The organism is Emticicia agri, from assembly GCF_004168285.1.
GTDB classification, from domain to species: Bacteria; Bacteroidota; Bacteroidia; order Cytophagales; family Spirosomataceae; genus Emticicia; species Emticicia agri.
This window is the reverse complement of sequence record NZ_SEWF01000005.1, coordinates 33,148-47,262: the sequence shown is the minus strand read 5'-3', so window position 1 is coordinate 47,262 and position 14,115 is coordinate 33,148. Positions and strand designations below refer to the sequence as shown.

Genomic DNA, 14,115 nt, shown 5'->3' with positions numbered 1-14,115 from the left:
ATTTTTTTAAGAATATCACCAATAAGTAATAGTAAGAGAAACAAAGAAATCCTGTTCGCTTTTCTGAATGTCTAACGCATAGCGGTTTTTATAAATCAGGTCGAGGCGTTTTTTTACGTTTTCCAAACCTATACCGTTATTATCTTTTTCTGGGTCTGATTCAGATTTGGCATGAAGCGAGTTATGAACTTTAAAGTAAAGTCTGGTATCATCAAATGTCAGCGTAATATAAATCCATGAAGGATTACGGAAACTGATACCATGTTTAAAGGCATTTTCGATGAATGGATTCAGGAGCATGGGCGCAATAAAAATATCTCTGTCTGATGGCTGAATATTAATCTTGATTTCGATATTGTCAGATTCAGCAATGCGCATTCGCTGAATCTCAATATAGTTTTGCAGGTATTCAATCTCCTTATTGAGCGGAATTCTGTCCTGATTGTTCTCATTGAGCATAAAGCGCATCATATCGCCTAATTTCTGAATCCCATCAGCCGTTTTATCTGCATTTTCTTTCAAGGATACTGAATAGAGAGTATTGAGGGCATTGAACAGAAAATGAGGGTTTATCTGCGACCTGAGCGACGAAAGTTCGGCCGTTTTTTGAGTAAAGAGTTGAGTTAACTGTAATTTCTCTTTGAAAAAGACACTCCTTAAGAAAGCTGCGATAACAGATAAAAGCACCAGCCAAACAAAAACGATTACTAGGTCCTTTATACTGAATTCAATTCTTGAGAAGCCCTTTGATAACCAAAATACTATTTCAACTACCTGAAAAATGAAGCTACCAATGCCACAAACTAAAAAGAATAGAGTAATGCCTGTTGAAAATTCTTTTGAGTGAGGAGCCGATATGTGAGGCATTACTTTTTCTGTAAAGATTTTATGCGCTCCATAAGCTATACCTAAAAATAGAGGCACAAGAACCACATCTCGTAAGCCACCATTCCAGAAACTAACAGGTAATTGACCGAATACTGCAAAAAAGAGAAAAGATAACAAAATGAAGACTATCAAAAGAATGTCGAGGTACTGATAATTTTTTTCAGGCTCTTCATAGAGCTTTGTTTTGATAAAGTAATAAAACTGTGAGGTAATTTCATAGATGCCTATTATTGCCAGTAAAGCAATAGTATTACTCAATAAATGGACTTTGCGGAATAATGAGTATACTTTAAAGTCAATGATTTGCCCTGAATTATCTAACCTGAAACGCCAGTAGAGTTTAAAGAAGTCATAAAAGAAGACACTTGCCAGACTAAAAACAGCTGTCAGAAACAAGTAAGTAAAAAACAAACTCTGCTCTTGTCCTTTTGATTTCCATCTTGGAAAAGCCATGTAATGAAAAGTAGCCCAGGCCAAAAAGAGCAAGACCCCACCGGCAATGGTCGGGAAAATAGTGTTGAGCGCATGGTTATAAGAAGCCAGACTTTCCCAGACACTATGTATGGTTCTTGGCAGAAAATCGGCAGAGGCGTTTTTAGTAGATTGCTCTGCCAGTTCGACATCTCTGTCGAACCGGGCGGCCAATTGAAACAAACGACGAGTGATATATATGGTAAATGCCAGAAGAATAAACCAAAACTCGTAGCGCCTGAACTTTTGAAATGATTGCATAGCTTTTTCTTAATTTTTCAACAAAGCTATGGCTCAATCAATTGGTTGAGGGTATAATGTTATGAAACCCTCTGAAAATGTGATGAATTTATTAGAAACCTATCTTTTTGCGTTCTTCCTGAGACGCTGGTTGTTGCGTACCGAGGCGAAGTAAATCGCCTAACAGGCGTTGTTGTTCAAATTTTTCGCGCCAGTAGTGAGCGGCTAATTGCCATTTTTCTACATCGGCCTTTAATTTTTCATTTTCTAACTGCAATTTTTCTAAAGCAAAATCTACGGGTTGTAGTTCAACACCCAACCATTCTAATACATTTGCCTTGAGTATGTGGGCTACTTCTGTAGCCCGGGTAATAGTCAGTTCGGTTTTATTGCGTTCAATATCGCCATAGGCAGTGGTTGAAATACCCAGCATATCGGCCATATTTTCTTGCGAAAAGCCCTTCTGCAAGCGTGCCTGACGAATTTTTTCTCCAATATTCATAGCTTTAATTTCCATAAACAATTGCCAAAATTTAATAGGTGTTTCTTGAAAAAGTATAAAAAGCCTTTTAAAGTATATAAACGATTTTTGACCTCTAATCTGTTCAACGATAAGGGTTTATACAACTATAAATATATTATCTTAAAACGACTTATTAAACTACTCGCATTGCAAAATCAGTTTTTCTGATAAAATATCTGAATTTCTGACTACAATTTACTGAAAGAAATGACATCTTTGTATCGAACAAAACGAAAATATAGAAAGTTCTTATAGAGAACTACACGCTTATCTTTCGTGTTGAATAATAAATAAACACATAAATTAAATAGAAGATTGTAAAATGCATTTTGGAGAAGAATTCCGTAAGTATGCTGTAAATCATCTCGGTATGAGTGGTTTGGCACTTGATGATTACATGAAACACAATGTTACCAACATGACGCCCAACATCATTGAAGAACGCCCGATGCGTTTCGCTGCCATTGATGTATTCTCACGTCTGATTATGGACAGAATTATTTTTCTGGGTACGGCTGTAGATGATTATGTAGCCAATGTAGTAGTAGCGCAGTTGTTATTCCTTGAATCGGTTGATGCGAAAAAAGATGTATTAATGTATATTAATAGCCCCGGTGGCTCTGTATATGCCGGCTTAGGTATGTATGATACTATGCAGTATGTACGCCCGGATGTAGCCACTATCTGTACTTCTCTGGCGGCTTCTATGGGAGCGGTGTTGTTGGCAGGTGGTGCCGCAGGTAAACGTTCGGCTTTACCTCATGCCCGTGTCATGATTCACCAGCCAAGTGGTGGAGCTCAAGGACAATCACGCGATATGGAAATCACAGTAAAAGAAATTATCAAACTTCGTAAAGAGTTGTATGAAATTCTGGCAAGTCATACCGGAAAAACCGTTGAACAAGTAGAGGCAGATTCGGACCGTGACTACTGGATGAAGGCTGAAGAAGCCAAAGCTTATGGCTTGATTGATGAGGTTTTAACACGCGAAAAATAAGCATTAAAGCTGATTAAAATCAGGGGTTTTTCTATACTGTAAAAGGTATAGGAAGACCCTTTTTTTTATGCCTTAAATCTGAATTTTTGGAGAGTTTTAATCTTGGAAAAGTTCAATTTTTTCTTTTTGGGGCTTTGCTTTTATTTATCAGAATTAATCATAATATTCAAGAGAAAGTACTTAGGTAGAGAGCTTATATCCTGTGATTTAAATAAGCCGATACTCATCCCAATTTCGACCCTGAATAATTGATGTTTGATGGGGAAAAATGAATTTTAAGGTTTGTTTAAGTTATTTTTAAGAATTTTAATGATTTAAATATTTGATTATCAATATGTTAAAAAATATTTCAAAAAAATATCAAAAAATATTTGGAAGTTACAAAATAAAATCTGCTATCTTTGCAACACAAAAAACAAGAAGACAATGTACCAATCAGAAAAACACATAGCACCGATTAATAGCGCAGATATGCTATCATTTGTGAGAGGGAATTGTTGGGCTTTACGTAAATTGAGGTAGAAGTTTTACACCAAAATATACAAAGCCCGGCCTTCAAGGAAAGTCGGGCTTTTTTAATGCAATAGCCATTCGTTTAGGTAAATTAATAGAATCAAAATTTTAAAAAAATAATTTTTTAATGTTCATCAGAAATACATATCAACATCAAAGTATTTCCCTAAGTCCGAAACGATTTAAGGCGACCTTCCTATGCCGGATTGAAAATTTAGGCGGAGCGTCATTTGTGGATTGGACGATAGAACCGAATATGGGGAAACGGCTGAGGTATCAGTATTTATGCACATAAATTTGTTCTGTTCAGAATAACTGCATGAAGCCCGACCTCAGCCACAAACGAGGTCGGGCTTTTTGTTTGAGCCCGATTGATTTCAGAAAAATCAAATTGAAACGATTATGGGCAAGCATATATCAAAACAAGATCGCCAAAGAATTTTACAACACAAACAAGAGCGAGAAACACTTCTGAAAAAGAAGGTTTTTCAGGCCGATAAACTGAACAAAAGTTTCTTAGAGGTTATTAATCAGGCACTTAATAAAAATCTGAGAACTGAAAACCAAAACAACGACAGATTTCAGTTTTTTGCAAACTTTCTGGCACAGCATGAGGCCGTAAACAAAAGAATAGTGATGGAACCCTGGATTGATAATCTGGTTTTCCTGACAAAACAGCTTGAAAAAAAGTGCCCGAAATGGTTCAGGGATATGTATTTCATTGAAGCATTAACTGTAGTTGCCAGACATCGAAATTTATGGATTCGTCCGCTGGAGCAATGGAAGCCTAAAATGAAGAGTGAGCATCAGAAATTCAAAGAATTGATTGCTTATTTGTTTGCAGAGTACCGTTTCCCAACCTTTTTGAATTATATTTTTTTCAACCCGGAGGATTATTTCTTTATCAGAGATTTTATCTTCTTAGCACAAGGCGGTAGTATCAAAGCCATTAGTTCGGCCATACCACTCAGCCAGAAAATGAAAGTTGAGTTTACCAAAAGCCTGGTGGGATTCAGAGTTTTTGAAGCTTTCAGATATGCACAAGTAATAGGTTTAGGGGGAGATGAAATGCTGGCTTATAACTTAGCCTACTCCTGGTTAGGTCAAAACGAAATAAGGGACGAAGCCTTGTGGGAAACGTTTATCAGAATTCTGATTGCAGGGGACGATTTCGACCAGAAGAAAATTGGAGACCTGATAGACTATGTTCGCTTTGAAATCAACCAGAATAAGACCTATTCACTAAAAGGTAGAACTTTAAGTTCGTTAATTCGTCAGACAGAAAGATGGAATGAGGGTTTAAAAAAATCACAAAGTACAAAGGCACAATCGCAGTGGAAACCAGCCTTTTTCCAACCTTTTGAGATTAGTGAAGGTAAAGGATACAATGAAATTCAATACAAAATAGTTGAATTATCTTCAGACGAAGAACTGGTAGCAGAAGGAATGAGAATGAGAAATTGTGTAGCCTCATATACCCAACATTGTATTGAGGGTAACTCAAGTATTGTTTCACTAAGAAAATATCAGTGCGGATTTGAAGTAGAACGACTCGCAACCATAGATGTTGAGGTAAAGAATAAACGAGTAGTACAAGCTAAGTCTCGTTTCAACAGACCAATCGGTGCAAAAGCAACAGTTTTACTAAACCAATGGGCCGAAAAACATGGATTTAAAGTAGATGAATATCTGTAACAATTAAGTAAAATAAAACAATGAGAAGGTTAGCGAGTATTCAAAGAATTATGGCATTAGAACCAATTGAGGGTGCCGATAATATCTTGAAAGCTAAAGTTCTGGGTTGGGAGCTTGTGATTAAAAAAAGTGAATTTGCCGTAGGAGATTTTTGTATCTATTGTGAAATTGACAGTTTGCTCCCTGATAAACCGGAGTTTGAGTTTTTAAAAGCAAAAAGTTTTCGTATTAAAACTATCAGGTTAAGGGGGCAAGTTTCTCAGGGTATCTGTTTCCCGTTGAGTATTTTACCGGAAGGTTTTGAGATTGAGGAAGGGGCAGACTGTACTGAGGCATTAGGGATTATCAAGTACGAACCACCAATCCCGGCCAGTTTGGCGGGTATCATGAAAGGAGGATTCCCTTCATTTATCCCGAAAACTGACGAAATCCGGGTACAGATTTTACAAAATGTACTAACCAAATACAAAGGCGAAAGCTGCTTTATTACTGAGAAATTAGATGGTAGTTCAGCAACTTATTACTTAAAAGATGGTCAGTTTGGTGTTTGTTCAAGAAATCTTGAAATAGAAGAAAACATCGAAAATACTTTCTGGAAAGTAGCAAAAGCGCTGAATATCGAAGAAAAAATAAGGTCATTAGGTGGAAACTATGCTTTGCAAGGGGAATTGGTAGGAGAGGGGATTCAGTACAATAGATTGAAAATAAAAGGACAAACTGTCTTCTTTTTCAACCTTTTTAATATTGATACCTTTGAGTATGTTTCTTATGCCGATTTTATGAAGCTAATGAAACAACTGGATTTACAACCAGTACCAGTATTAAATGATAATTATCATTTATCAGATAGTATCACTGAACTGGTTGAAATGGCCAAGATTAAGTCAAAAGTTCAGGCAGAGGTTTGGGCAGAGGGGATTGTAATCAGGTTATTGAATGAGAAGTTTGATAAATGGTTACTCAAAGACTTGGGCGGACACGGACGTATTTCTTTCAAAGCCATTAATCCTGAGTTTTATTGAAATATGGTGATTAACAATTTATCATGATACCCGTATGAACTACCAGATTATCAGAAACGAAGAGCTTTTTCTCAACTTTATTGACTGGTTGCCGGAGCTTAAAAGAAATGAAACTTATTATGTGTCATTATTAGCCCGCAACAAGTATCACCAGGCAGTAGGAAGCGATAAAGCACAGGTGAAGCGATTTACCGCTACCAAAGATTTTATCTATGACAAAGTGAAACAACTGGAATGTGAATTGGGTACGTATAAATACAAGGGTGTAGGTATTCCGCAAGAGGCTTTGGCATTGTATATCAGTGTTAATCCACGTGATATGGAGAAGGCGTGTAAGAACTCGTTGATACGATTTGCAGAACTGATTACCAAAGAGTATAACGGATACAATCCGCATCAGGAGGTATTATCGGAGATACAAAAATCGTGTAGCAGAAAAGTATATTTTGACCTTGATTTTGACAAAGTAGCTATTACGGAAACTTTGACAGAGGTTAAACAATACATTAATGAAGATTGCCTGACAGTATTGAGAACACGAGGCGGATTTCATTTATTGGTTGAGGTAGCTAAAATAGATAAGCAATATACCAGAACCTGGCACCAATCGCTGACTAAAATAGAAGGTTGCGATATAAAAGGAGATAATCTGATACCCGTGCCGGGCTGTACCCAAGGGGATTTTACGCCTTATTTTATGTAGTAATTCTATTAAATCAACACAATATGCGTGGAGGGTGACAGGAGTTGCTTGATGCTCCTGCTCCATGCAAATAACAAAATGGAGGTAGCCCGAATGGACGAGGAACTCGCCTAGAAAGCGAGTAATATCGAAAGATACTATGGGCGGTCGCCGCGCGGTTCGATTCCTATTGCCTCCGCAAAAATTAAATGAGCATGTACTCCAATCGGAAGAGAGAGCTGTCTCAGAAGCAGCTAAGTGTTGGTTCGAATCCAATCATGCTTACCAAATAATAAGGGAAAATAGTCCGTAAGTGGAAGCGGGGCGGTCTGTAAAACCGTTGCAATTGCCTTGTGTGTTCGATTCGCACTTTTCCCACAATATAATAGAGAGTAATTCCTGCTGGGCTGGGGACTGTTTGCTAAACAAGTGGTTCATTCGTGAATGAAGTTCGATTCTTCTGCTCTGTGCAAAATGGTGATTCTATTATGGAAAAATAGCCGAGTTGGTCAAGGCGTTAGTCTGAAACACTAAAGATGTAAGTTCGATTCTTACTTTTTCCACTGAAAAGTGAAAATTACTTAATAAGATTTAGGAAATCGCTAAACGACTAACAACGATGGAAAAAGAACGCTTACTGACTATTGGTTTGGAAGAGAATGAAGTAAACTACATTCGTAATCATGCTGAATGTTTATTGGTTTCTTACGATTTTCTGCCAAATATAAAATTGATAGAAAGCGATTTATATGTTGAAAGTGCGTTTAATCCTGACAAGTATTTAAAGGTAGATAAAGTAATTTATCATGGAATCTTTGAAAATGACTATGATTTTATTACACTTTTGGCTTTATGGGGCGGTAAGTGTTTACCCAATCCTTCTGCAATGATGGATTTACGCCTCCGACACTCAGGTCTGGTAAGGTCATTAAAGGCGACCCGGTTTAAGAACCTGAAACGAGGAATGTCTATCAAAGCAGAAAACTGGAAAGTACAAGAAACAACTGTAGCAAAGTGGGGAAATTGGCATTGTGGAGAAAATAAAGAATTAGTTGAGTCAGATTTTCTTACTTCAGAGCCTACTTTATTTGAACCCTTTATTGAAGGAGAAGCAGTGAGAATCATGCTCATTGGCAATGAAGCCTGGCAGATTAAATTAGAAGGTGATGACTGGAAAAAATCACTCCATCATCAGCAATCCGGACAAATGCCTATTGATGGTGAGTTATTAGATGATTCAAGAAACATTGCTAAGTATTTTGATTTAGAGATTGTAGGTATTGATTATATGATTTCTTCAGATAAAAATAAGTATTTATTAGAAGTTAATCATATTCCGAATATAACAGTTTTCCCTTTTATCAATAATTCATTTATAAAGTATGCTGTGAATTGGATAAATCAATAGACTTTTTTAGCTGATTTATAAGTAAATGCTCTGGCTTGAAACGCAAAGCACACAAAAATAGGGCATAATTAATTGTAGTTTTGCTGACTAAAAAATGTCGGGTCGTTCAATTGGAAGGACATAACGATACGAACGTTAAGACCAAGGTTCGACTCCTTGTCCGGCATCAAATTATGAAAATTTATTACTTTACATCTTAAACAAACAAAAAATGATACTCGCAGTAGATGTTTTTTATGAACAGAATCGAGCCAAAATAGTAGGCTTGGTTTTCAATCAATGGACTGATGCTACATATGCCCGGAAAATTGAAAAATACAGACATGATATAGCCGAATATGAGCCCGGGGCATTCTATAAAAGAGAGTTGCCATGTATTATGGATATTCTGGCAGATTTGGATCTGACACAACTGAAATACATTATAGTAGATGGATATGTGTTTCTGGACGATGAAGGTAAATCTGGCTTGGGAGCTCATCTATACGAAGCACTACCTATCAAGGTTCCTGTAATTGGTGTTGCTAAAACTTCTTTTGCTAATAATAAAAAATACGTGGCCGAGGTATTCAGGGGCACAAGCCAGAAACCCTTGTTCATTACAGCTATGGGAGAAGATTTGATAAAGGCTGCAGCTATGGTAAAAAGTATGTCTGGTGATTATCGTTTCCCGACTATGCTGAAAGAACTGGACAACTTCACGAAAAGTGATATGGTTATAGCAGAATAAAAATAGTTTCCTGAAAAATATTTTAACTTACAAGTTGTTGACTATCAGCAATTTGTAATAATTGTGAAAAAATATTTTTTACTACGCAAAAAGGCTGCGTAGTGTGTTCGAAACTTTGTAGTATCAATTTGATAATTAAGTTCTTTGATAATAATAAAAGTAAAAAGAAGTGCCGTAGAACAGAGTTACTTCGCTTCAGGAGCCGTGTGTCGTCAGTTCGAATCTGACCTGCCTGACTAAAGTTTCATTCAGGCAGTAGCTCAGTCAGGTAGAGCAACGTAATAGTCTCTTTTCGGCATTTGCCTTCTTTTAAAATCTGGGTGTTATGCAGATGGTTATACAACGGTGTTTTGGATACACCGGTTCGCAAGCGGTCGGCCGCTGCCGTTCGAATCTTGCTACCCAGACAAGCAAGTGTCGTAGATAAGGGTTACTTCGTAGTTCATATGGCTAGAACGTTAGACTTGTAATCTAAAGGCAGTAGGTTCAAATCCTACCAATTTATGTGCTCTTTTCGCTATTTACCTTGCTTATTTTGAATGTTTATGAATGTTTGAAAATTTATCCGGTTGGGCAGCATGCTGTGACTAATGCCTGTATCGGGTAAAATCAAGTGTCGTAGAGAAGTCATACTTCGTTCCGGGGTTGAGATATAGGTAGTTGCCGAAAGGCACAAATCCTATCTGTAAAAAACTTACAGTGGTCGAAATTCAAGACGCAACCGTGCTCATGAAAGATGAGCCCATAGCAGACTTTTCGCTTGTTACCTTGATTAATCCGCTCGGTTGGGCAAATTGGTTAAGCCACCACTCTTTCACAGTGGAGATTACGGGTTCAACCGCGGTGGCGGACCACCCCCGTACCGAGTACTTAGTATTTTAGATTTTTAACAATTAAGACAATGAAAAATGATGTTATCAGATATTTCTTAGTGAATTCTGAAGAAACCGGAAGACATATTGTCACTTCGTTCCGAACAGGTAGAAAATATTATATTGAACCTATTGGCAACGGAAGAATGGCAGATTGGGGAAGCTATAATCCGAGTACAGGTAATATAGAGAATAAGAAAGGAGCAGGAAAACATACAGGTTCTGTTACCGAGGATAATTCTATCATTAAGCCCGAAAACGGATTTGTAAATATTCATTTGATTGAAAGCGGAAGTCCTTATTCAGTCATTGATGAGATGGATAAACAATATCCGAGTATATAAATTAAAAATAAGTGAGTGTCGACTAGGCGTCCCCGTAGATAAGAGTTACTTCGCACTAATAACGCAGAGGCCGCAGACGGTCGGCCGCTGCCGTTCGAGTCCTGCATAGATTTAGGTCTATTAGCTCAGGTGGTTAGAGCACTAAATGTTCTCTCGTCGCTATTTACCTTGCTTATTTTTAAAATGTTGCGATTAGTGTAGTGGTTTACACGATGGTTTGTGGAGCCGTTAAGATGAGTTCGAATCTCATATCGCAACCAATCAAAGGCTATGCAAAGCTTTGATTAATGACTTGATTAGGCAAAACGCTGTGACTAAGCTTGTAACCAAAGTCTATATCAAGTAAAATGGGGTGCCAACTTGGCGTTCCCGTAAATAAGTGTTACTTCGCTTGGTGACCAGAAGAAATTCTGAAAGGTTCGAATCCTTAAATACACTTTTTGCCTGTTGCCCTCATTTTAGAATTACCTCATAGCTCAGTCGGTAGAGCAGCACCCTGTTAAGGTGACGGTCGTTGGTTCAAAGCCAACTGAGGTAGCAAGATTTTCGTCAATGCTGTGATTATACAGTCGGATGGTCTAATTGGTTAAGATTTCGGGATTTGGCCCCGAAGATTGAGGTTCAAGTCCTTATCCGATTACTAAATAGTTTATTATTACTCTGTAACTCAGTTGGTTAGAGTACCATCCTTTTAAGATGGGAGTCGTCAACGGTCGGCCGCTGCCGTTCGAGCCTGACTAGAGTAACATCAAGTGCCGTAGAGAAGAGTTACTTCGTCCGCAAATAGGGGAGGAATAGCGAAGTTGTAAAATCAGCAAGGCTATCCAGTTCGATTCTGACTTTGACATGCCCCGTCACTCTTTTCGATTTTGCCTTGAATTAGTCTGATAGCTCAGTGGTAGAGTTGTTCTCTGATACGGAACAGGTCGAAGACGGTCGGCCGCCGCCGTTCGAGTCCTTCTCAGACTACAATTGTCATTTGTTTTTATTACTCTGTAGCTCAGTTGGTTAGAGCACTGGCCTTTTAAGCTAGGGGCCGTCGGTTCGAGTCCGACCAGAGTAACATCAGGTGCCGACTGGGCGTCCCCGTAGATAAGAGTTACTTCGACTTTTAAACTTTGTTGACTCTTTTCGTTTATAGCCCTGAAATAGTTTGATAGCTCAATGGTAGAGCGGTTCTCTCATAAGGAACAGGTTGATAGTTCGATTCTATCTCAGACTACAATTTATTTAGTCTGATAGCTCAGAGGTAGAGCAGTTTTTTTACATGAAACGGGTCGAGGGTTCGAATCCTTCTCAGACTACAAGTTTGGTGCATCAATTACTTCCTCTCAGAACGGTTCTGAGATGGCGTTATTCAAACAAAATTTTTTCAATCATGAAATTCAATATTTTGAATCGTGAAAAAAATACAACTATCAACCATGCAGGAGCAAAAGCTTATACACTTACTCCCGCTATGGAACTATACACCAGTGTAGTAACCAGTATTTTGTCAGATACTTTTTACGAAAAAGCTGATGACCGTCTTACTCGTATTCAGACACTCATCCGTAAAAATGATGCGCAATTTGTGGCAAAGTTGGCTGTATATGCCCGTGAAAAAATGTACCTGCGTTCAATGCCTCTGGTATTGCTGACTGAACTGGCTCAAATGCATAAAGGTGATAATCTCGTAAGCCGTACAGTTGGTCGTGTAATTCAGCGTGCTGATGAAATTACCGAATTGCTGGCCTGTTACCAGATGGCTAACCAGCGTAAAGAAACCAAAAAACTGAACCGTTTGTCAAAACAGATTCAGAAAGGTCTGGCAGATGCTTTCAATAAATTTGATGAATACCAGTTCAGCAAATATAATCGTACAGGTACTGATGTAAAACTGCGTGATGCTCTGTTTCTGGTTCACCCAAAAGCAAAAAATGAAGCACAGCAAGTGATTTTCAATAAAATTGCTAAAGATGAACTGGCTGTAGCGCAAACCTGGGAAACTACTTTGTCAGCAGTTGGTCAAAACGATTTTGACTCAGAAACTGATAAACTGGATGCAAAAGCACAGGCATGGGAAAATTTGATTCTGAATGGAAAACTGGGATACATGGCTATGCTGCGTAACCTGCGCAACATTATAGAAGCCAATGTGAACCAGGAAGCTATCGAAAAAGTATGCGCTACTTTGAGCAATGCTCGTGCAGTAGCTAATGCAAAACAGTTTCCTTTCCGTTTTCTGTCAGCTTACCGTGAAGTAATGAAAATGAACAGCGGACGAGTAAGCAATATTCTGAGTGCACTGGAAATTGCCGTTCAACATTCAGCTAACAATATCCGTGGTTTCGATGCACGTACCCGTGTGGTAATTGCTGCCGACGTATCAGGTTCAATGCAGCGGGTAATTTCTGCAAAAAGTACCGTTCAGAACTTCGATATCGGTTTGATGTTGGCCATGTTGCTGCAAAACCGTTGTCAGGATGTCGTAAGCGGTATGTTTGGAGATATCTGGAAAATTATCAATATGCCTAAAAACAATATTCTTGCAAACGTGATGGAATTCCACCGTCGTGAGGGAGAAGTAGGTTACTCAACCAACGGACATCTGGTAATTCAGGATTTGATTAACCGTAAAAAAGTAGTCGATAAAATCATGATTTTCACTGACTGTCAGCTGTGGAATAGTAACGGCGGAAGCCCGATTGACAAAGCATGGGCTGAATACAAAAGAATGGCACCTAATGCTCGTCTGTACCTGTTTGACCTGGCTGGTTACGGAAATACTCCTGTTAACACCGTTGACGAGAGTTCAGTATTTCTGATGGCTGGTTGGTCAGATAAAATCTTCGATATTCTGGCAGCTATCGAAGAAGGAAGTAATGCTATTGCTGAGATTAATAAAATTGAGATTTAGGGTTAGAGTCACTTTCCGGGTCTGGTTTCCGGACCCGGAAATTTCAACGGAACATTGGTGAAATGGTTATCACGCTACCCTGTCACGGTAGAGTCACGAGTTCGACCGGGGTGGCGTACCACTCTCGTATGTTCCTCAATAGAAATTTAATGGAGCATTGGTGAAATGGTTATCACGCTACCCTGTCACGGTAGAGTCACGAGTTCGATTCTCGTATGTTCCGCTATAGAAATATTTATTGAACCTGGTGAGGGTTTCTGTATAGCCCCATAGTATTGGAGCAATAGCTGCTAATATGCTGTCTATAAATTTTCTATACGTTCTGTCGACGTTTCATTTGGTTCGTTTAACTGTGAATGAATGCGTTGGACAGCATGCAGGTTCGAATCCTGCCAAGTTCGTAAGGGCTTGTGGTGTAATGGCAAACACAATGGACTTCACTCCATTTTTTAGATCAACAATTGAATCAGTCTGAAACTATTCGGGTGTTTTTACCTTCGCAAAAGCACAGTTCAGTCCAGACTTGCAAAGAAGAGGATACCGATAGACAGAGATATTTGCTTCAATGCCATACAGCTATATATATAATAAGGTAGCTGTCTCGTGGTTACGAGAGACAGACACTTTAGAATTATAGCATAGCCCAATATTATTGAACCAGTTATCAAAGTCTATCTTAATCTGATTTCCGTTTCAATGAATCGGATAGGGGCGAGCAGGTTTAAACTTTATTATTCGACCTGCAAGAGTATCTTTTTTAATTATACTGCGTTGTATTTTTTCGATGTAGCTGCTGGCTACATCTGCAAAATACGCCTTGTCTAACTAAAA

General features: G+C 38.4%; 10 protein-coding genes and 13 tRNA genes. 21 read left to right on the top strand and 2 right to left on the bottom strand.

The annotated features are described in order from the left end of the window. Positions 1–15: 15 nt before the first annotated feature. Positions 16–1,620: a sensor histidine kinase gene (locus tag EWM59_RS04425; RefSeq protein WP_130019737.1), complete on the bottom strand. Its 1,605-nt coding sequence runs from the start codon at positions 1,618–1,620 to the stop codon at positions 16–18. A 91-nt stretch (positions 1,621–1,711) separates the two neighbouring features. Beyond that, positions 1,712–2,101 (bottom strand): helix-turn-helix domain-containing protein, encoded by a 390-nt coding sequence (locus EWM59_RS04420; RefSeq protein ID WP_229239276.1) that lies wholly within the window; start codon positions 2,099–2,101, stop codon positions 1,712–1,714. A 343-nt stretch (positions 2,102–2,444) separates the two neighbouring features. Here EWM59_RS04420 and EWM59_RS04415 point away from each other — a divergent pair, with 343 nt between their 5' ends. The 21 genes from EWM59_RS04415 (at position 2,445) to EWM59_RS04330 (ending at position 13,507) form a co-directional block, all read left to right on the top strand. Further along, positions 2,445–3,119 carry a ClpP family protease gene (locus EWM59_RS04415; protein WP_130019735.1) on the top strand — a complete coding sequence of 225 codons (675 nt, stop codon included), beginning with the start codon at positions 2,445–2,447 and terminating at the stop codon, positions 3,117–3,119. A 915-nt stretch (positions 3,120–4,034) separates the two neighbouring features. Next, positions 4,035–5,327 (top strand): PcfJ domain-containing protein, encoded by a 1,293-nt coding sequence (locus EWM59_RS04410; protein WP_130019734.1) that lies wholly within the window; start codon positions 4,035–4,037, stop codon positions 5,325–5,327. 20 nt (positions 5,328–5,347) lie between these two features. Beyond that, positions 5,348–6,349: an RNA ligase (ATP) gene (locus EWM59_RS04405; protein ID WP_130019733.1), complete on the top strand. Its 1,002-nt coding sequence runs from the start codon at positions 5,348–5,350 to the stop codon at positions 6,347–6,349. A gap of 34 nt (positions 6,350–6,383) precedes the next feature. Further along, complete coding sequence (locus EWM59_RS04400) at positions 6,384–7,052, top strand: hypothetical protein (protein WP_130019732.1); 669 nt, start codon at positions 6,384–6,386, stop codon at positions 7,050–7,052. Between the two features lie 80 nt (positions 7,053–7,132). Beyond that, positions 7,133–7,230: transfer RNA gene (locus EWM59_RS27560), tRNA-Ser, on the top strand. 12 nt (positions 7,231–7,242) lie between these two features. Then, positions 7,243–7,319 (top strand) — tRNA-Leu (locus EWM59_RS04395). A gap of 8 nt (positions 7,320–7,327) precedes the next feature. Next, a tRNA-Tyr gene (locus EWM59_RS27555) sits at positions 7,328–7,409 on the top strand. A gap of 112 nt (positions 7,410–7,521) precedes the next feature. Further along, positions 7,522–7,594: transfer RNA gene (locus EWM59_RS04390), tRNA-Phe, on the top strand. Positions 7,595–7,650: 56 nt separating this feature from the next. Beyond that, entirely contained in the window at positions 7,651–8,439 is a 789-nt protein-coding gene (locus tag EWM59_RS04385) for an ATP-grasp domain-containing protein (protein ID WP_130019731.1), read from the top strand. Positions 8,440–8,534: 95 nt separating this feature from the next. Beyond that, positions 8,535–8,606 (top strand) — tRNA-Arg (locus tag EWM59_RS04380). A 44-nt stretch (positions 8,607–8,650) separates the two neighbouring features. After that, entirely contained in the window at positions 8,651–9,169 is a 519-nt protein-coding gene (locus tag EWM59_RS04375) for an endonuclease V (RefSeq protein ID WP_130019730.1), read from the top strand. Positions 9,170–9,608: 439 nt separating this feature from the next. Beyond that, positions 9,609–9,667 (top strand) — tRNA-Thr (locus tag EWM59_RS04370). A 403-nt stretch (positions 9,668–10,070) separates the two neighbouring features. Then, positions 10,071–10,385, top strand: coding sequence for a hypothetical protein (locus EWM59_RS04365; RefSeq protein ID WP_130019729.1), 315 nt, complete (start codon positions 10,071–10,073; stop codon positions 10,383–10,385). Positions 10,386–10,572: 187 nt separating this feature from the next. Continuing rightward, a tRNA-His gene (locus tag EWM59_RS27550) sits at positions 10,573–10,645 on the top strand. Positions 10,646–10,850: 205 nt separating this feature from the next. Beyond that, a tRNA-Asn gene (locus EWM59_RS04360) sits at positions 10,851–10,923 on the top strand. 118 nt (positions 10,924–11,041) lie between these two features. Continuing rightward, a tRNA-Lys gene (locus tag EWM59_RS27545) sits at positions 11,042–11,131 on the top strand. Positions 11,132–11,266: 135 nt separating this feature from the next. After that, positions 11,267–11,354 (top strand) — tRNA-Ile (locus tag EWM59_RS04355). Between the two features lie 20 nt (positions 11,355–11,374). Beyond that, a tRNA-Lys gene (locus tag EWM59_RS04350) sits at positions 11,375–11,448 on the top strand. A gap of 87 nt (positions 11,449–11,535) precedes the next feature. Next, positions 11,536–11,607, top strand: a tRNA-Met gene (locus EWM59_RS04345). A gap of 156 nt (positions 11,608–11,763) precedes the next feature. Further along, positions 11,764–13,284, top strand: a complete 1,521-nt coding sequence (locus tag EWM59_RS04335) for a TROVE domain-containing protein (protein ID WP_130019728.1) — start codon at positions 11,764–11,766, stop codon at positions 13,282–13,284. A 151-nt stretch (positions 13,285–13,435) separates the two neighbouring features. Further along, positions 13,436–13,507 (top strand) — tRNA-Asp (locus EWM59_RS04330). Positions 13,508–14,115 lie beyond the last annotated feature (608 nt).